Origin of the sequence: Sphaerisporangium sp. NPDC049002, from assembly GCF_040649355.1 — a bacterium.
Lineage (GTDB): Bacteria > Actinomycetota > Actinomycetes > Streptosporangiales > Streptosporangiaceae > Sphaerisporangium.
In genome coordinates, this window is the sequence record NZ_JBEZFH010000052.1 from 1 (window position 1) to 18767 (window position 18767).

The 18767-nt window shown below is 69.0% G+C and carries 18 protein-coding genes; 9 read left to right on the top strand and 9 right to left on the bottom strand.

Annotated features, from left to right (window positions below; genetic code table 11):
* Positions 1–106 precede the first annotated feature (106 nt).
* Entirely contained in the window at positions 107–298 is a 192-nt protein-coding gene (locus AB0B89_RS13585; RefSeq protein ID WP_358551979.1) for a putative leader peptide, read from the bottom strand.
* A 195-nt stretch (positions 299–493) separates the two neighbouring features.
* On the opposite strand from AB0B89_RS13585, the gene AB0B89_RS13590 reads away from it, so the two are divergent.
* The 3 genes from AB0B89_RS13590 to AB0B89_RS13600 all read left to right on the top strand — a co-directional run bounded on the left by AB0B89_RS13590 (position 494) and on the right by AB0B89_RS13600 (position 3077).
* A complete protein-coding gene (locus AB0B89_RS13590) occupies positions 494–1423 on the top strand; it encodes an MvdC/MvdD family ATP grasp protein (RefSeq protein WP_358551981.1) in 930 nt (309 codons plus the stop codon).
* Positions 1424–1494: 71 nt separating this feature from the next.
* The gene (locus AB0B89_RS13595) at positions 1495–2139 is read left to right on the top strand and encodes a response regulator transcription factor (protein ID WP_358551983.1); all 645 of its coding nucleotides are present in this window, start codon (positions 1495–1497) and stop codon (positions 2137–2139) included.
* A 260-nt stretch (positions 2140–2399) separates the two neighbouring features.
* Positions 2400–3077, top strand: a complete 678-nt coding sequence (locus AB0B89_RS13600; protein WP_358551984.1) for a hypothetical protein — start codon at positions 2400–2402, stop codon at positions 3075–3077.
* Here AB0B89_RS13600 and dnaE read toward each other — a convergent pair.
* Both dnaE and AB0B89_RS13610 read right to left on the bottom strand, forming a co-directional pair.
* Positions 2971–6663 carry a DNA polymerase III subunit alpha gene (gene dnaE, locus AB0B89_RS13605; RefSeq protein WP_358552046.1) on the bottom strand — a complete coding sequence of 1231 codons (3693 nt, stop codon included), beginning with the start codon at positions 6661–6663 and terminating at the stop codon, positions 2971–2973. The two genes, AB0B89_RS13600 and dnaE, sit on opposite strands and share 107 nt — an antisense overlap.
* Positions 6663–6929 (bottom strand): DUF6504 family protein, encoded by a 267-nt coding sequence (locus AB0B89_RS13610; protein ID WP_358551986.1) that lies wholly within the window; start codon positions 6927–6929, stop codon positions 6663–6665. Before AB0B89_RS13610 ends, dnaE begins: the two co-directional genes overlap by 1 nt.
* A 291-nt stretch (positions 6930–7220) precedes the next feature.
* On the opposite strand from AB0B89_RS13610, the gene AB0B89_RS13615 reads away from it, so the two are divergent.
* From AB0B89_RS13615 to AB0B89_RS13635, 5 genes are all read left to right on the top strand, one after another.
* Positions 7221–8384: an extracellular solute-binding protein gene (locus AB0B89_RS13615; RefSeq protein ID WP_358551988.1), complete on the top strand. Its 1164-nt coding sequence runs from the start codon at positions 7221–7223 to the stop codon at positions 8382–8384.
* 11 nt (positions 8385–8395) lie between these two features.
* Positions 8396–9289 carry an ABC transporter permease gene (locus AB0B89_RS13620; protein WP_358551990.1) on the top strand — a complete coding sequence of 298 codons (894 nt, stop codon included), beginning with the start codon at positions 8396–8398 and terminating at the stop codon, positions 9287–9289.
* A 28-nt stretch (positions 9290–9317) separates the two neighbouring features.
* Entirely contained in the window at positions 9318–10187 is an 870-nt protein-coding gene (locus AB0B89_RS13625; RefSeq protein WP_358551992.1) for an ABC transporter permease subunit, read from the top strand.
* Positions 10184–11299: an ABC transporter ATP-binding protein gene (locus AB0B89_RS13630; RefSeq protein ID WP_358551994.1), complete on the top strand. Its 1116-nt coding sequence runs from the start codon at positions 10184–10186 to the stop codon at positions 11297–11299. Before AB0B89_RS13625 ends, AB0B89_RS13630 begins: the two co-directional genes overlap by 4 nt.
* A gap of 70 nt (positions 11300–11369) precedes the next feature.
* Positions 11370–13178, top strand: a complete 1809-nt coding sequence (locus tag AB0B89_RS13635; RefSeq protein ID WP_358551996.1) for a protein kinase — start codon at positions 11370–11372, stop codon at positions 13176–13178.
* Between the two features lie 44 nt (positions 13179–13222).
* Here the strand turns inward: AB0B89_RS13635 and AB0B89_RS13640 are convergent, their stop codons facing one another.
* The 6 genes from AB0B89_RS13640 to AB0B89_RS13665 form a co-directional block, all read right to left on the bottom strand.
* On the bottom strand, positions 13223–14545 hold the full coding sequence (locus AB0B89_RS13640; RefSeq protein WP_358551998.1) for an MFS transporter: 1323 nt from the start codon (positions 14543–14545) through the stop codon (positions 13223–13225).
* A 350-nt stretch (positions 14546–14895) separates the two neighbouring features.
* The gene (locus tag AB0B89_RS13645; RefSeq protein WP_358552000.1) at positions 14896–15624 is read right to left on the bottom strand and encodes a Mut7-C RNAse domain-containing protein; all 729 of its coding nucleotides are present in this window, start codon (positions 15622–15624) and stop codon (positions 14896–14898) included.
* 87 nt (positions 15625–15711) lie between these two features.
* On the bottom strand, positions 15712–16002 hold the full coding sequence (locus AB0B89_RS13650; RefSeq protein ID WP_358552002.1) for a hypothetical protein: 291 nt from the start codon (positions 16000–16002) through the stop codon (positions 15712–15714).
* Positions 16003–16174: 172 nt separating this feature from the next.
* A complete protein-coding gene (locus AB0B89_RS13655; RefSeq protein ID WP_358552004.1) occupies positions 16175–16660 on the bottom strand; it encodes a hypothetical protein in 486 nt (161 codons plus the stop codon).
* Positions 16661–16896: 236 nt separating this feature from the next.
* Positions 16897–17121: a DUF397 domain-containing protein gene (locus AB0B89_RS13660; RefSeq protein ID WP_358552006.1), complete on the bottom strand. Its 225-nt coding sequence runs from the start codon at positions 17119–17121 to the stop codon at positions 16897–16899.
* Complete coding sequence (locus tag AB0B89_RS13665; RefSeq protein ID WP_358552010.1) at positions 17118–18002, bottom strand: helix-turn-helix transcriptional regulator; 885 nt, start codon at positions 18000–18002, stop codon at positions 17118–17120. The genes AB0B89_RS13660 and AB0B89_RS13665 overlap by 4 nt, the downstream gene beginning before the upstream one ends.
* 290 nt (positions 18003–18292) lie before the next feature.
* On the opposite strand from AB0B89_RS13665, the gene AB0B89_RS13670 reads away from it, so the two are divergent.
* Entirely contained in the window at positions 18293–18721 is a 429-nt protein-coding gene (locus AB0B89_RS13670; protein ID WP_358552012.1) for an ATP-binding protein, read from the top strand.
* Positions 18722–18767: the final 46 nt, after the last annotated feature.

Genomic DNA, 18767 nt, shown 5'->3' on the forward strand with positions numbered 1-18767 from the left:
GTCGCGGAGCAGCGTCCTGAGCGTGCGCTCGTGGCGATGCCCCTCCGAGACGAGGTGGCGTACGGCGATGCCCTCGGGGGTGAACTCGTCGTCGAGCCAGCCGAGATCAGCGGCGATCCCGGTGGCGGTGGGTCCTGGGCGGCGGTGGTACCACAGCTCCTGCACTGGCTTCTCCTGTCGTGGTCGATCGGCCGATGGGTGTCTCGGCCCGACAGAGGGCCCCGGTGACCCTGCACAGATCGACGTGTCGGCGGGAAGTCAGAAAGGCGGCGCGGTCCACCTGCCCTACGGTAGACACTCGGCCGACACTTTGCAACTATCCCTACTTGTTTTATCTGGAATACCTTTCCAAGCCATCCACAAGTCAGTGGTTCCGCCGACAAGCTGCGATCAAGTGATCACCGTCATCGTGGAAACGTCCAGGGGTTCGGAGACGCCGTGGTGGCGGGCGAGGGGGGTCTGCCATGACCACGCACGAGTGGAGACCAGCATCATGAGCAGCACGGTGCTCATCCTCACCGAGGATGGCGACACCCAGGCGCGGCACGTCGCCCGCGCGCTGGCCGGGCGAGGAGCCGACACGCTGGTCCTCGACCCCGGGTGGTTCCCCGGCGCCGCCCGGCTCTCCGTCGCGCTGGACCCGTCCGGGTCGGCCCGGCGGATGCTCCTCACCGACGAGCGGCGCGTCGACCTCGACCGCCTCACGTCGGTGTGGTTCCGGTGCCCGGGGCCGCCGCTGGGCGATCCGGCCGACGACGGCCCCGTACAGCAGAACGGGCTCGCCTCCGACGTGTGGGACACGCTCGACTGCCTGGCCGTGCCGGCGTCGCGCGCGGTGATCCAGCGCGCCCAGCGCAAGCTCTACCAGCTCTCGGCCGCGGGCCGGCTGGGCTTCGAGCTGCCCTCCACGCTGATCAGCACCGACCACGACGAGCTGCTGGACTTCTACCTCGCCCACCAGGGGCAGATCGTCACCCGGGTGCTCAACCGGCCGTGGGCCATCACCGAGCGGGCCCCGCAGGAGCAGGTCCCGACGCTCACCGACCCCAAGGGCACCGGGCCGTTCCCCATGGTCGCGCAGGCACAGGTGCTGCGCAGGCTCGCGTTGCGGGTGATCGTCATCGGCTCCCGGGTGTTCGCCGCCGAGATCCACTCGCCGAAGAGCGTACGGCGACTGCGCCCGCACACCCTGCCCGACGACGTGGGGTTGCGCTGCCTGAACCTCATGCAGGCCCTCGGCCTGTCCTTCGGGACCATCGACCTGACCCTGACCCCCGAGGGCCGTTACGTCTTCCTGGAGGTGAACCCCGGAGGCGGCTTCGTGCTGATCGAGGAGATCACCGGCATGCCCGTCACCGAGGCCATCTGCGACCTGTTACTCACCGCCTCATCACAGGAACAGGCGCCACCGGTCCAGGCATAGGCCCTCCCGGCCATCGGCCGGACGGGACGAATCGGGCGGCGAGCCTCGCGCTTGCTGGCAGAATCGGTCGGGTGAGGGTACTCGTGGCGGACGACCAGGAGCTCGTACGGACCGGATTCCAGATGATCCTCGATGCTCAGCCGGACATCGAGGTGGTCGCGGCCGTCGCCGACGGGGCCGCGGCGGTCGAGCAGGCCCGCCGCCTCCGGCCCGACGTCTGCCTGCTGGACATCCGGATGCCCCGGCTCGACGGCCTGGAGGTCACGAGGATCCTGGCCGGTCCCGGCGTGCCCGACCCCATACGCGTGGTGATCGTCACGACCTTCGACCTCGACGAGTACGTCTACGGGGCGCTGCGGGCGGGGGCCTGCGGGTTCCTGCTCAAGGACAGCGGGCCCGCGTTGCTGATCGAGGCGGTCCGCGCCGCCGCCAACGGTGACGCGCTGGTCTCGCCGTCGGTCACGGTGCGGCTGCTCGCGCAGCTCGCGAGGCCCGTGGCCGTCCCGGCGAGGGCACCGAGGGAGACGCTGACCGAGCGCGAGCTGGACGTCGTGCGCCTGGTCGCGCGGGGCCGCACCAACCAGGAGGTCGGCGGGGAGCTGTTCGTCTCCCTCTCCACGGTGAAGACGCACCTCGGCAGCATCCAGATGAAGCTCGGCGCCCGCAACCGCGTCGAGATCGCGGCATGGGCCTGGGAGTCAGGCATCGTCCGCTGAGCCGCCGTGGCGGGGTCCGATGAGCGCCTCGGCGGGGCTCGCGCCGTAGGGCGGACGGGTGCGCTACGCGCATACGTCGATCAAGCTTTCCCGCGCGCTCCCCGTGCGCGGATAAACCTCAGATCATCTCGTGGATATCCAGGATCTTCCCCCTCGCCTCGCCGATTAGCGGAGAGGTCTCCTGGATAGGACAGAGGCAGGCGTCGCGCTACGTCCCAAACGAAATACGACCTATCAGCGCATGCCGGGGGGAGACAATCATGCGCTATGCCCGATCCGCAGTGAGCAGGTCGGCGATCGGCGTCTACCTGGCGCTCGCCGCCCAGATCGCCACCCTCACCTGCCTGGTGGTCTTCGAGGAGGCCCGGGGCAAGCTGCTCGCGCGGCAGGTCGCGGTGCTGGGCAGCAATCCCCACGCGCCGGGCGCCGATGCCGTCGTCGGCGCGGTGACGTGGTTCGCCGTGCTCATACTCCTGGTCGTCTGCGCGACGGTCGCCGCCGGCTTCTCGTACTTCGCATGGCTCCGCCAGGCGGGGGCGACCCCGCGCATGATCGCCATCGCGTGGTTCGTGCCCGTGCTCAACCTCGCGGCTCCGGCGCTCCTCGTCCACGCCCTCCGCGAGGACGCGGGCCTGCGCGAGGGCCGCCGCCGGGCCTGGCTAGCCCTGATCGCCGCCTGGTGGGCGTGCTGGCTGGCCATGGTGTTCCTCATCCTGATACGGCTGCCGGTCACGCACTCGCCGCAGGGCAAGGACCTGACCGGGCTCGGCCCGCCGGAGCTGGCGGTCGCGGTGCTCGCCGCCCTGCTGTGCGCGGCCACCGTCAGGGAGGTCACCGAGGCGAGGATGAGCTCCCGCCCTTCGGGGATCGCGCCCCGCCTGAAGCTGCTCCCCGCGCTGCGGTCGCTTCCCCGGCACACGTATCCGGCCGGGGACTGACCTCCTTCGCCTCCCCTGACGGAGGGGCCTTCTCCCTGGGGGTGACGTCCATCGTGTCCCGCCGGGGGGTGAACGCCATCGGGCCCGAGCTGCCCGGGCTGGCGTGCCAGAGCTTGCGCGGCGGGATCCGCAGGCCGGGCGGGGCGCCGTTGTCGGCGTAGGGGGAAAGCCGGTAGCCGTTGCCGTACTCGATGGGACGCCCGCCGACGCCCCCCGTCCCCTCGCGGACGACGCCCAGCATGGCCCACACCTTGTCCATGCCTCCGGTGCGCCAGGCCTCGTCCACCTCGACGAGGTTCCAGCAGTCCAGGGCGCGCAGGGACACCGCCCGCGCGCCGACCCGCCGTACGACCCCCTTGGCGACCATCAGCCACGACCCGAAGATCGTGGCGGCGCAGTGCCCCTGCACCGACTCGAAGAAGGTCAGGTCGATCGGGCCGGTCGAGTCGTCCAGCGTGGTGAAGACGACCCGTTGCCCCGAGCGCACCGCCGGGGTCTGCGTGGCGACCTTCACCCCCGCGACCAGGATCTCCGCGCCGTTGCGCATCTTGAGCAGCTCGTTGGACCTGACGACGCCGATCGCGTCGAGCAGTTCCTCGTGGAACCGGATCACGTGGCGGCTGACGTCCATGCCGAGGATCTCCAGCTCGGCCTCCACGGCCTCCGCCTCGGTCATCTCCGGGAGCTCGCCCGGCTCGATGCGCTCGGTGAACCCCATCGGGATCTGTACGACCGGAGCCGCCTCCCCCGGACGCGGCCCGCCGTACCGCGAGCGGGAGCCGGCTCGGGCCCTCTTCCCCGACGTCACGCCGGTGGAGGACGCCCGGTCCAAGGCTCCGACCTGGGCGAGCAGGTCACGCCGGGTCAGCTCCCCCGGACGCCAGCGCGGGCCACCGGGGTGCAGCCCGTACAGCGCGTCGACGCCGCCGACCTGGATGATGCGCTCGGCGACCGGCCTGGACGGGCGGGCGCGTTCCCAGAAGTCGGCCAGCGAGGTGTACGGCCGGCCCGCGACCATGCGCTCCACCTCGGCCTCGCTGATCCCCTTGACCGACGAGAACGGCACCCGCAGGCCGTACCCCTCGGGCTCCGTGCGCCGTTCGACGAGCCAGGTCCTGCCGGAGTGGCCGACGTCCAGCGGCAGGACCTCCACCCCGCACTGGCGGGCCTCGTCGAGGATCACCCGGTTGGGGTACATGCCGGGCTCGTGCGTGAGCACCCCGGCGAAGAACGCGGCCGCGTGGTGCCGTTTCAGCCAGGACGACTGGTAGGTGGGCAGCGCGAACGCCGCCGCGTGCGCCTTGCAGAACCCGAAAGAGCCGAACGCGTCGAGCACCTTCCACGCCCGGTCGGTCGTCTCCCTGTCGAACTCGGGGAGCACCTCGCCCTCCCACCACGCGAGAACCCGTTCACGGCCCTCGGGGGTGCTGAGGTCGCGGCGGATCCTCTCGGCCTCCGACAGGCCGCAGCCGGTCATGATGTCGACGATCTTCAGAACCTGCTCGTGGAAGACGACGACGCCGTGGGTCTCCAGCAGCGACGCCCTGAGCTTCGGGTGGGGGTAGTGCGGCTCGCGCCAGCCGTGCCTGGCCTCAAGGTAGGGGGTGACCATGTCGGAGTTGACCGGGCCCGGCCGGAACAGCGAGATGTCCACGATCAGGTCGTGCATCGTGCGGGGCTCCAGCTTGGCCACCAGCTCCCTCTGGCCGGGCGACTCGATCTGGAAGCAGCCGAGCGTGCGGCCGGTGCAGATCATGTCGTACGTCGCCTGGTCGTCGTGCGGGACGCCCCTGTCGAGGTCGACGTCCTGGCCGTCCACCCGCTTGATCTCGCTGAGCGCGTACGCCATCGCCGACTGCATCCGCACGCCGAGCACGTCGAGCTTGAGCAGCCCGGCCTCCTCCACGTCGTCCTTGTCGAACTGGCTCATCGGGAACTCCAGCAGGCTGCGCTCGACGGGGGTGCGGTCACGCAGCCCGGAGTTGCCGACGAGCACGCCGCACGGGTGCAGGGCGATGTGCCGGGGCAGCCCGTCGAGCTTCTCCGCGAGCCGGAACATCGTCGAAAGCGCCCGGTCGTTGAGGCCGCTGTCGCGCAGCTCGGGCAGGTCGGACAGGGCGGAGCGGATCTGCCTGGCCCTGATGTGCGGGAACGCCTTGGCGATGACGTCGGTCTCGTGCGGCGGCAGCCCCATGGCCGCCCCGACGTCGCGGATGGCGCTGCGCGCCCGGTAGGTCTCCATCATGGACACGCAGGCCACCCGGCTCTCGCCGTACCGTTCGAGGATCGCCCGGTAGCAGTCGAGCCGCCGCGCCGACTCCACGTCCACGTCGATGTCGGGCAGCCCCTTGCGGCCTTCGGACAGGAAGCGCTCCATGAGCAGGCCGTGGTCGAGCGGGTTCACCTCGCCGATGCGGATGAGGTAGTTGACGAGGCTGCCCGCCCCCGATCCCCTGATCGCGCAGCGCACGCCCATCTCGCGGATCATGTCCGTGATGCCAGATACGACAATGAAATATCCGGACAACTGCTTCTTCTCGATGATGTGCAGCTCGGTGTCCAGGCGCTCCCTCGCCTCGCCGGACCGCTCCAGGCCGCGGTCCGCGAGCCCGTCCTCACACAGGTGCCGCAGCAGCGGGACGGGGTCCCTGCCGACCTCCGGCAGGTGGAGCCGTTCCTGCCCGCCGCGCAGCGCGAGGACCTCCAGGGGTTCGAGCACGCATAGCTCCGCGACCTCCCTCGTACGGGCGAACAGCTCGCGCGCGCGGTCACGGTCGCCCTCGCAGATCCGCGAGGCCACCTGCCACATCTCCTTGCCGCTCTTGAGGTAGGCGTGCGAGGCGGAGTGCTCCAGGTGCCTCGGGTGCAGGGGTACGAGCTTGCGCGCGGCGTCGAGCACGTCGCCGACCCGGTAGTCCCCCGGGTCGAGATGGCGCACGGCGTTGGTCAGCACGGCGGGCACGCCGGCCGACTCGGCCAGCGCGAGCATGCGCAGTGCGGCGTTCGCCTCCCGGTAGCCGTACTGGTCGACGACCTCGACCACCACGCCGGGAACCGCCGCCCGCCACGCGAGGAGCAGCGCGCGGGCCTGCTCGTCTCGGCGCGCGGCCAGCGCCCGGCCGACGTCGGACCTCGGGCCCAGCATGACCAGCAGCCCGCTCGCGTGCTGGGCGACCAGGTCACGGGTCACCCGGGGCTCGCCCCGCTCCCCCGCGTAGTGGGCGGCGGTCGTGAGCCGGCACAGGTGCGCCCACCCGCCGGCCCGCGCCAGCACGGTGACGCGGACCTCGCCCCCGTCACCCCGGCCGGAACCGTCGCTCCGACCGGAACCGGAGCCGGAGTCCCGGCCGGAACCGGAGGAGGAGCCGGGGCCGGGGCTTCGGAGTGCCAGGTCGACGCCGACGACGGGCCTGACGCCGGCGTCGGCGCACGCCTGGACGTGCTTCACCGCGCCGTACATGCCGTCGCGGTCGGTCAGCGCGAGGATGTCCATCTCGTGCTCGGCCGCCCGCCGGACCAGCTCTTTGGGGAACGCCGATCCGTACCGCAGGGAATAGGCGGAGGCGACGTGCAGGTGGGGGAACATCAGTCCCACGCCCGCAGCAACAGCCAGCCGCCGCTCGCGGTGTCGAACCGCAGCTCGTAGGAGCCGACCTCCTTGGACGGGCTCGCCTCGACCCGCCAGAACCGGCGTTCGCCCGGATCGTTCTCCGAGACCTTCCACCACTCGCGGGAGGTCACCCAGTGGTCGAGGACCCGGTGGACGACGTAGAGCCGGTCGCGCCACACGAAGCGGGCGGGCTCGTCGTCGCGGGTCCACACCTCGATGGGGTCCCCATAGATTCTGCTCAAGGCGCTTCTTCTCCCTGGGCCTCTCGAACGTGTCGGCACCCGGGGGAAGACGGGCGGTGCTACATCGAACATATGTTCTCACGGCCCGGAGGGCAAATCACCACAGCCCACACGCGCCGTATGGGACCACTGGGACGGATGAGGCGTCCAGGCAAGATCTTGGTGAACCACCGCAGGTCAGTTACTTCATCTTTTGTTCACATAACTACACCGGAACGCAGCGAAGTAGATGCGAGTTGTTGTCCCAGCTCATTTATGTTTTCCCCACACCTCCGATAGTGGGAGCAAAGCGTGCATTCACCCCGAACGCGTATCGTCGGCCTCGCGGCCGTGCTTACCGTTGCTACTTCCCTGGGCGCGGCGTGTGGTGCCGCACCGACGACCAGCTCCGAGACCGGTGCTTCCAGCGGGGGCGTCGCCGCCAAGACCGCGACCTCCGCCGCCGACCTCGGCGGCCTCGACAAGCTCGTCGAGGCGGCCAAGAAGGAAGGCCAGCTCAACGTCATCGCCCTTCCCCCGGATTGGGCGAACTACGGCGAGATCATCCAGGCGTTCACCACCAAGTACGGCATCAAGGTCAACAGCGAGAACCCCGACGGTTCCAGCTCCGACGAGATCAACGCCGTCAAGACCCGCAAGGGCCAGGACCGCGCTCCGGACGTGCTCGACCTCGGCACCGCCTTCGCGCTCAGCGGCTCGTCCGAGGGCCTGTTCGCCCCGTACAAGGTCCAGACCTGGGACAAGATCCCCGAGGGTCAGAAGGACGCGAACGGCACCTGGTACAACGACTACGGCGGCTACGTCTCCATCGGGTGCGACGCCAAGCGCATCAAGGAGTGCCCGCAGACCTTCGCCGACCTGCTGAAGCCCGAGTACAAGGGCAAGGTCGCGCTGAACGGCAACCCGACCAAGGCGGGCTCCGCCTTCGCCGGGGTGTTCGCCGCCTCGCTGGCGAACGGCGGCTCCTTCGACGACATCCAGCCCGGCCTGGACTTCTTCAAGAAGCTCAAGGGCGCAGGCAACTTCAACCCGGTCGAGTCGACCCCCGCGACCGTGCAGAACGGCGAGACGCCGATCAGCATCGACTGGGACTACCTCAACGCGGGGTACACCGAGCAGTTCGCCTCCAAGGGCGTCGACTGGAAGGTCACGGTGCCCTCCGACGGCAAGTACGCGCAGTACTACGCCCAGGCGATCAACAAGGACGCCCCCCACCCGGCCGCCGCGCGGCTGTGGCAGGAGTTCCTCTACAGCCCCGAGGGCCAGAACCTCTACCTGAAGGGGTACGCCCGCGCCGTGCTGCTGCCCGCCATGCAGACCGACGGCACGGCCGACGCGGCCCTGGTCGACAAGCTCCCCAAGGTCGACGGCACGCCCGAGTTCGCCAGCGACGCCCAGGTCACCAAGGCCAAGGAAGTCCTGGCCACCGGCTGGGGCGCCGCGGTCTCCGGCTGACCTCCACTCACATGGCCGAAACTCACGCGACGGCTCCCGCGGAGCTTCCCCGGGCCAACCCGGTCCGGGGAGGCGGGAGCCGTACCCGCTCCAAGGGCTGGACCGCGGCGCTCCCCCTGCTGCTGTTCGTGGGCCTCGCCTTCGGAATCCCGGCGGTCGCCCTGCTCGGCGGAGCGTTCACCTCAGGCGGCTCGCCCAGCACCGCGAACCTCACCGCGTCCCTCCAGGGCGCCTATCTCACCGCGCTGCTCGGCAGCGTGAAGCTGTCCGCGCTCGTCGCGGTGGCGGGCGCCGTCCTCGGCACCTTCCTCGCCCAGGCCGTGGTCACCTCGCGCTTCGGCGCGCTGCGTGAGGCCGTGCTGACGGCCTCCGGAGTGCTCGCCAACTTCGGCGGCGTCCCGCTGGCCTTCGCCTGGATCGCCACGCTCGGCAACTCCGGCGTGCTGACCACCCGTCTCGGCCTCGGCGACCACGGCTGGAGCCTCTACAGCTTCTGGGGCCTCGCCCTGGTGTACCTCTACTTCTCGGTGCCGCTGCTGGTCCTGGTCGTCGTACCCGCCCTCGACGGGCTGCGCCCGCAGTGGCGCGAGGCCGCCCAGAACAACGGCGCGAGCGCCTGGCAGTTCTGGCGGTACGTCGGCATTCCGGTGCTCACCCCCAGCCTGCTCGGCGGGGTGGTGCTGCTGTTCGGCGGCGCCTTCGCGGCGTACGCGACCGCCGCCGCCATGGTCGGCACGGTCGTCCCGCTGGTCACCCTGCAGATCGCCGACGCGCTGACCGGCAACGTCCTGATCGGTCACGAGAACGTCGCTCTGGCGCTCAGCTTCGACATGATCGTGGTGGCCGGCCTCGTCATGGCGGTCTATCTGCCCCTCCAGCGCAGGAGCGCCCGATGGCTGCGCTGACCCGGATGGCCCAGGACAGGAGCGCACGATGGCCGCGCTGACGCCCACGGTGCTCCCCGACGTCGGCACGCCCGCAACCCCCGCAGGGCGTCCCCGGCGCGTACGCGTCTGGCGCGGCGTGGTGCTGGTGCTGGCCGCGCTGTACTTCGTGACGCCGCTGCTGGCGTCGTTCGTCTTCACCGTCAACGACCCCACCAAGGGCTTCACGCTCGACGCCTACCTGGAGATCTTCTCCGCCGAGGGCTTCGTCCAGAGCCTGCTGCTCTCGCTGGGGCTGGCCGTCGCGACGATCGCGGTCGTGCTGGCCCTCACGCTCCCGGCGATGCTGGCCGTACGGCTCAGCGCGCCGAGGCTGCGTCCGGTGATGGAGGTGATCTGCACCCTGCCGCTGGTGGTCCCGCCGATCACGTTCGTGGCCGGCATCAGCACGGTGCTGCGCTGGGGGCCCGACTACCTCGCGACCACGCCGTTCTACCAGACGATCATCGCCATCCAGAACCCGTCGTTCCCCGTGGTCCTGGTCATCGCCGACGTCGTGCTCGCGCTGCCGTTCGTCTACCGGGCGCTCGACGCAGGGCTGGGCGCGATGGACGTCCGCACGCTGGTGGAGGCCGCGAGGAACTGCGGCGCCTCCTGGCCGCACGTGATGTTCCGCGTGATCATCCCCAACCTCAAGGCGGGTCTGGCCAGCGCGTCGTTCCTGACCCTCGCGCTCGTGCTCGGGGAGTACACCGTCGCGCGACTGCTCGGCTTCCAGCCGTTCTCCGTGTGGATCGTCACGATCTCCGGGGCGAACGCCGCCATGTCGGTCGCCGTGTCCATCTTCAGCCTGCTGCTCACCTGGCTGTTGCTGCTTGTCCTTTCCACCGCCGGCACCAGGCAAAGGAGTGGTTCGTGAACGGGGCTCGGGTGGAGTTCCGGGGGCTTCGCCGTACCTTCGGCACCGCCGTCGCCCTCGACGGCCTTGACCTGACCGTCGAGCCGGGCGAGATGATCGCCCTGCTGGGCCCGTCGGGCTGCGGCAAGACGACGGCGCTGCGCTGCGTCGCGGGCTTCGAGACCCCCGACGAGGGAGCCGTGCTGGTCGACGGCGAGGACATCACGCGCGTACCGGCCAACCGCCGCGACGCGGGGATGGTCTTCCAGTCCTACAGCCTTTTCCCCAACCTGAACGCCCGCGACAACGTGGCCTTCGGGCTCCGGGTGCGCAAGGCCCCCACGGCCAAGCGGCACGCCCGTGCCGCCGAACTGCTCGAACTGGTCGGCCTGCCGTCCCACGGCGACCGCTACCCGCACCAGCTCTCCGGCGGGCAGCAGCAGCGGGTCGCGCTGGCCCGCGCGCTGGCGCTGGAGCCGCGCGTGCTGCTGCTCGACGAGCCGCTGTCCGCGCTCGACGCCAAGGTCCGGGTGTCACTGCGCGAGGAGATCCGGCGGCTGCAGCTGTCGCTGGGCATCACCACGATCTTCGTGACCCACGACCAGGAGGAGGCGCTCTCGATCGCCGACCACGTCGCGGTGCTCAAGGACGGAAGGCTGGAGCAGTCCGGGTCCCCCGCCGACATCTACGACCGGCCGGAGACGCCGTTCGTGGCCGAGTTCGTCGGGACCATGAACCACCTGCCCGGCCGGCTCGGCGAGGACGAGGTCGAGGTCATCGGCCAGCGCCTGCCCGTACACGGCCGGCGGCCGGACGCAGCCGACGTCGACGTGCTCGTCCGCCCCGAGACCGTGCTGGTCACCCCGGCGGAGGACGGGGAGGCGCTGGTCGTCACCTCGTCGTTCCGGGGCGCGTCCGTACGGCTGCGCCTGCGTCTCGGCGACGGGACGGAGATCCTCGCGGACCTGCCGGGACACGACGCCGCGCGGCTCGCGCCCGGCGGCCGTGCCACGGTGCGGCTCGTGGAGCGGCCGGTCCTCGTCGCCGCGCGGACGGCGGCACCCGCCTCGTCTTCGGCTTCGAGCTCGTCTTCAGGCCCGGATTCGGCGGCCGTCCTGCCTGCGGCCGGGTAACGGGATCTCGCGAGCGTCGATCTCGATAGGGTGGCGGTCGCATATAGGTGCATAGCGGTAAGGCAACGTGGTGAACAACTTAAGTCCGAGTGAACCCTCTCAAATCGGCCACTACCGGCTCATCGGCCAGTTGGGCCAGGGTGGGATGGGCACGGTCTATCTCGGCCAGGACCACACCGGGCAGAGGGTCGCCATCAAGGTGATCAACGCGGAGTACAGCCGCCACGAGCAGTTCCGTGTCCGCTTCCGCCGCGAGGCCGAGTCCGCCCGCCGGGTCCGACGCTTCTGCACGGCGGCCGTCCTCGACGCCGACCTCGACGGCGAGCAGTTGTACGTCGTCACCGAGTACGTCGAGGGACCCAACCTGCACGAGGCCATCCAGGCGTCGGGGCCGCTGCGCGGCTCCAGCCTGGACGCGCTGGCCGTCGGCGTCGCCACCGCGCTGACCGCCATCCACAGCGCGGGCATCGTCCACCGCGACCTCAAACCGTCCAACGTGCTGCTCTCCCCGGTCGGCCCCCGGGTCATCGACTTCGGGATCGCCCGGGCGATGGACACGCTCAGCGGGATCACCGGCACCGGCGAGCTCATGGGGACCCCCCGGTACATGGCTCCCGAGGTGCTCCGCGGCGACCCCTCCTCACCCGCGTGCGACGTGTTCTCCTGGGGCTGCCTGGTGGCCTTCGCGGCCAGCGGACGCGCTCCGTTCGGCGGGGAGTCGCTCCCCTCGATCGTCTACCAGGTGCTCAACACCGAGCCCTCCCTGGAGGGGATGGAGCCCACGCTCCGCGCCCTGGTGGCGGCGACGCTGGACAAGGAACCCCTGCGCAGGCCCACGGCCCAGCAGATCCTCGACCACATGGTCGGCCGTACGACCCCGGAGCGCGCCGAGCACTCGGTGATCCAGGCGTGGCAGGGATCCCCGACCCTCCAGGGGCAGGCGCCGGCCATGCACGTACAGGCTCCCTACCAGGGACAGGCTCCCACCTACCAGGGCCCGCCGCCGACCGTCCCCGGACAGGCCCCGACGTACCAGGGGCAGGCGCCGGCCGCCGCCGTGCAGGACCCGGCGGCGTACCAGAGGCCCGCCGATCCCGCGGCTCGCCGCAAGCGGCTCATCGGGCTCGGCGTGGCGGGAGTGGTCCTGGTCGCCGCGGCCGGGCTCGGCCTGCGCGCGCTGCTTGCGCCGTCCGGTCCGCCGACGGACCTGAGCTCCCTCTACAGGGACGACTTCAACGAGAGCGGCACCGGCTGGGGCGGCAGCGAGTACACCGGCAAGCAGTACGGCATGTACGGATACGCGCCCGGCGGGTTCTACGCCGTCGACGTGAACGACGCAGGCGCGGAGAGGATAGAGAAGGCCCCCATCCCCTTCGTCCCCAAGCAACCGGCCACCCCGAATCCCTCCGCGACCCCGACCCCGACCACGCCCGAGCACCTGCTCCTGACCGTGACGACGACCATGAGGGACTTCAAGGGCACCGGGGAGTACGGGCTGTACTGCCGGGCCGACGAGGAGTCCAGGCAGAGCCGGTACGAGTTCCTGCTCACCCAGGACGGCGAGGCACGTATCCGGCGCGTCACGAAGGGCACGGGCGGCAACCTCACCGCGCCCGCGGCGGCCGACGTCGTGAAGGGCGCTCCGGCCTACCTCCAGGCCGAGTGCGCCGCGACCACCGAGGGCGTGCGGCTCAGGATGTGGGTCGACGGCCGGTTGGTACAGTCGTACGTGGACAACTCGGGAAGGCCGGCGAGTCTCCCCAACGGGGACGTCGGTTTCCTGGCACGGGTGCCGGAGAAGTCCGGAGCCTCCCTCAAGATGTCCTTCGACGACTTCACGGTCGAGGGTCCCGCCGACAGCGCCCCCAGGTCGAGTTGACGAACGTCCAGAACTCCCTGAACGTCCAGAACGCCGTCTGACGTCTACGACACCGTCGGAACGCGGTTGAGCTCGGCGGCGTACGCGATCTCCTCTCTGATGACCTCGCGCCCCGGCCACCTGGTGACGGCGACCGCCATGATGACCAGGCCGCACAGGGACCACGTCCCGATCACGATCGCCACCGGGAACCTCTCCGCGAACGCCCCCGCCACGAGCACCGCTCCCGCGTGCGTGAGCTGGATGCCTCCCTGCATGATGCCGAAAGCCCGTGCCCGATAGGCGTTCGGGAGCATCTGGACGAACAGCCCGTTCAGCGGCACGAGCACCGTGTTGACCGCGCACGCCGCCAGCAGCACCAGGAGAAGCACCACCCCGAACGGCGGCACGACCAGGACCGGCACGAGCAGCAGCGGACCCGCCACCAGGAGCGGCTTGAGAAGCTTGAGCCGCCGTTCCGGGCCCGTCACCCTCGTCACGCACGCTCCGATGACGGCCCCGATGGGGAGCGCCGCCATCAGCAGACCGGTGATCTCCGAGCCGCCCCCGAACTCGGGCGCCCAGGCCGCCGCGAGGCCCTCCGGGACGATCAGGATCGCCACCACGCTGAACACCACGAGGGCGGTCGGTCTCATCACCCGGTGCCCGAAGACCAGGCGCAGGCCGTCGCCGGTCTCCCTCAGCAGCGACCGCCGGTCGACCTCCGTCACGGGAAGCGGCCTCGGCCGTACGCCACGCCAGAGCAGCAGTGTCGAGGCGCCGAACGTGGCGGCGTTGACCAGCAGCGCGCTGTGCCCGTCGATGGCGGTCACCACGCCGCCCACCGCGTACCCGGCCACCTGCGCGGCCTGACCCGCCATGTTCTGGAACGAGAGACCGACCACGTACCTGTCCCCGGTCAGCAACTGCGCCACCATCGCCGAGCGGGCCGCCTGGAACGGCGGCGTGAGAAGCGAGGCTCCGAGCAGCAGCAGGAGCAGGGCAGGAAGCGGCATGCCGGGAACGGCCATCGTCCCCAGGATCAGCATCCGGGCCACGTCACAGATGATCATGACCCGCCGGTACGGATAGCGCTCGGCGAGCGCGGCGAGCACCGGCCCCCCGGCCACCCAGGGAAGATAGCTGATCGCGAAACCGATGGCGGACAGCAGCACGGAACCGGTGTCGCGGAAGACCAGGAAGGTCACCGCCACCTTGGCGAAGTAGTCGCCGACCCACGAAAGGACCGCCGCGCCGAACAGCGCGCGATACTCGGCGACCCCGAACACCTCCCGGAACGTCGCCGGCCGATCGACCCCTGGGGCATCGCGGATGACCCTGTGCGCGGGCGCGGCCTGACTCTGGACCTCTATCAGCTTCTCGCTCACCGGCGCTCAGTCCTTATGCATCCAAGGTCGCAGGTGGCGTGGTCCGGCGTGGGAGCCCGTGTCACGCCTGCTTGACGGGCGTAGCCACGGATAACGTCAGGCCGATTTCTCCCATTTCGACATGTGAGGCTACAAACAGTCATGATTCCAGAACGTCACGAAATCCGAACCTTTTCACCGGCCAATAGGGGTTCCCCCAACCGAGGGCGTATGGTCCCATGCCTCCGGCATTCAGTGCCGCTATCGCCACTATCACCGCATGGCCGCAATCGCCGCATGCCCGGAAGTAGGATGCCGCGCACCGCAGGCGGGTGGTGCCACGCTCCACCCAAGGCCAGGCTCGCGCGGTGCTACTCCCCCTCAGCCGGCGGTGCGACCGGATACGCGGCGGCGACGATACGCTCCGCCTCCTCGACGACCGCTTCCAGCCGGGCCCCATGCGCGCCATGCCAGTACACGCGATCACACGCGAGGCATCGCGCGAACCTGTCGTAGCTACGGCGGGTGCCCGGCCTCAGACGTCCCTCCACCTCGCTCTTCTCCACCGGGGCTACCGGGCCGTTGCACGCCGGGCACCTGGTCCAGGGCGCGAGCGATGGCGCGAAACGCTCCAGCACGTCGGCGAACTGCTCCTGCGGCCGCGCACCCCGGACGTACGCGCCCATCCAGAGGCTCCTCCGGCGCAGCAGGCCACGGTCCTGCGTGAGCAGCACCCGCCGCTCGTCGTTGGCCCGGACGATCAGCGCGTCGTCATCGAGATCGCTCTCATACGCGGTGTCGACCCCTACGAGCCGAAGCCGCCGCGCGAGCGTCCCCAGGTGCACGTCGAGCAGGAATCGCTGAAAGGGAACAGCCTGCGGCCTCCGCACCCCGAGGACGCTCACCACGTCGCCCGCCTCCGGCCGGTACGACGGCGTAACCTCCCGCCCGCCGACGACCAGACGCCCCACCTCCGTCAACGGCACCCCGAGCGACTCCACCACATGCCCCAGCGAGGACGTCCCGTCGTAGCGCACCCACACCACATCGCCCCGAAGCCGCGCCGCCAAAAACCCCCGCGACTCCCCCTCAACCCGCAATCCCAACTCCCCCACATCCCCAGCATGCCAGGCCGGCCGCTACCACCTGTGAGCCCCGGCTACGCCCCGACCGCAAACTCCGGGTCGTCAGAAGAAGAGGTCCTCGATCACCACGGCGGTGGCGGCGCGCTGGATCCAGGCATCAAGCTGCGCCAGATCCTTGTGGGCGAGGATGCGGCTCCGCGTTTCATCCGAAATCAGGACCCCTCGACCAGACAGGACGATGCAGAGCGCTTCCGCCTTTCCCTCGACCCTGCCCTCCGCCTTTCCCGCGGCGACGTATTTCTTCGCGAAGTCGCTCTGGTACTCGTAGGTTCCCGCATCCACCAATACCTCCATATGCATCCCAGCCACCTCGGGCGGCGTCGTCAGCGGCAAATCGGGTAGAGCGAGCCCGCTGTGCGCATGAACTCCGGATGGGAGTCGCCGCAGGTGCCTGAGCGGGGTCGACGCCGTTCCTCACGCCATCAAGGAAGCAGTCCCACTCGAAGGCGGTGCAACGGATGACCTGAGCATCAGGCTTGCAAGTGGGACGTACGTCCACAGGTCGTCAGGAGAAGAGATCCTCGATCGCCACGGCGGTGGCGGCGCGCTGGATCCAGGCATCGAGCTGTGTCGGGTCCGTACAGGCCACAATGCGACTTCGCGTTTCGGCCGAAATCGGGATCCCTCGACCAGACAGAATTATGAAGATCGCCTCAGCCTTTCCCTCGGCGACATATTTCTTCGCGAAGTCGCTCTGGTACTCGTAGGTTCCCACGGCCATCAATACCTCCATATGCTTCCGAGCCACCTCGGGGAGCGCCATCAGCACAAAATCAGCGTACAGCCGAGCCCGCTGGACATCGACGACCGCCAGGGCGGCCAACAGCGCCTCCAAGACCGGCTGAGCTTCGATACCACCGCCGTGGGCCACCGCCGACAGCACTGCGAGCTCGGGCGCGTCGACCGCCTCAGCGGGATCGGTCACTACCGGAACCGCCCCCGGGCCGACGACCATCGGAGCGATAAAGGGCGAGCAAAAGAGTGTCAGCATCACCCCTTAACTAACTCGAACACCCGAAAGGCATATTTTCCATTAAAAATCCCACTTAACTGCGCTATCAAGACATCCGTAGAGGTTAGATTGGGCCGTTGGCCGCTGCGTAGTGGGATGACGGGGGGTAGAACGAGATTCGACGGAAGCCGGGGGTCTATTCACCCACCCGTCACCCACTTGATCGGGGAACCCACTTGATGCCCACCCAAAACCCGCGCGCGCACCGGCACTTGTCAGTCGCCCACAGCGCCAGGGCGGTCGAACTCCCCGCTCTTCACGCCATCGAGGAAGCAGTCCCACTCGAAGGCGGTGTATCGAATGACTTCGGCATCCGGCTTGCGGCTGTGACGTACGGCAACCCCACCATCGGCCAGGTGCGCGATCTCCACACACCCGTTGCCCGACGTGCTGGCCCGAGCCTTGAACCAATGAAGCTCGCCGGATTCCGGTGCACTCATGATCGTATCTCCTCGGCGGCAGTCCGGATGAGGTGTAGGGACTCGCGTGGATCGAGGGCTATCGCTTGGAGGCGGCCGAACATCATCCTGAACCGTGAGATCTGATCCGGTCGCTGCATGTACAAGTTTCCGCCCATAGAGTCCACATACGCTACGGATTTGTCCGCTGGATCTCGGGGCTCGATCAGCGTGAACATGCCATGTTGCGGACCATAAGCCCCCTTACTGAGCGGAATGACCTGCACAGACACATTGGGCAGCGTCTCGCAGACCTCCATCACACGACGCAACTGCGACCCCATAGCCACAACGCCACCGACCGGCCGCCTCAATGCCGCCTCGTCCATGACCGTGATCAGCTCAAGTCTGGGATCCGTGACCAGCACCTTCTGGCGCTGCATGCGTAGCTGAACCAGCCGCTCTATCGTCTCCGGCGGATCTGTCGGCATCCACGCCTGAATCAGTGCACGGGCATACTCCTCTGTCTGAAGCAGCCCCTCAATGAGGGCCAAAGTGAACGTCAGCAAGCGCCCGGCGCCGGCCTCCATACCGACGTAGGTGGATAGGCCAGACGGCAGGACCGACTCATAGTCCGTCCACCAAGCCGCAGGGGCGGCCGCTTTGGCCTCACGGGCCATACGCATCAGCAGGTCACGCTGCGCGTGATCTCCGACCTTGTACAGGTCGAGCAGGCAACGGATGTCCTGGAGCCGGATAGCGCCCTTCCCGTTCTCCAACCTGCTCAGCTTCGAGACTGAAATATCGTGATCATCCGCCGCAAGCGCCTTGCTCGCCGCGTCAAGACTCAAGCCCATGCGGTCGCGCAACTCCCGCAACTCGGCGCCGAGTCTCATCCGCAGGATGGTCGGATTCTCCCCCATAGCGACTCCCTTCGGTTTGTCTGCTTGGGACATCCTCCAGAGCCAGGAGTCAGTCCCATGCCACATCACACCCGACCGCCTGGAACTCCAGCCCTCGCAATCCTTCCTGCTACCCCACTTTGATATTGCAGAATGACATGCCATAGGCACTAAGCGTCACTTGAGATGCACGTGAAGTAATCAGAGCGTCGATCACGAACCGATCGACGTACGTAGAGGAGCACCTGTGGATGCGCCGCACAGCACGCCATCTCCCCACCTGACTGGATCAAGCCACCGATACGGCGACCATGGCTGAGCGGGAGAGCACCCAACTCGACATCTCGGCACAGCCGGAAGCGGTACGCGAGGCACGGGATGCCGTACGCAAACTGACGGACGGTTGGGGTCCTGCCGACGTTATCGACGATCTGATCCTCTGTCTCAGCGAGGCGTTGACCAACGCCATCACCCATGCCGCGCATGGTAGGACGCTGGCCGTACATGTGTCGCAGACAGAGACGTTCATCCGGATCGAGGTGACGGACTGTGACAGGCACCCGCCGGTGTTCGCCATACCCGCCGAAGTGGTCCTAGCCGATAATCAGCTCCCAGAGCGCCTACTGGAAGAACACGGCCGTGGACTGTTCCTGATCGACGCGCTAAGCAGTCGATGGGGCATCGAGCCCCGTTCCCCCGGCAAAGTCGTCTGGTTTGAACAGGACATCGCTAGGCGGTGACGGATTCTCTGAAACCTGGTCGCCCCATGCCTCGCATACGGAGGCG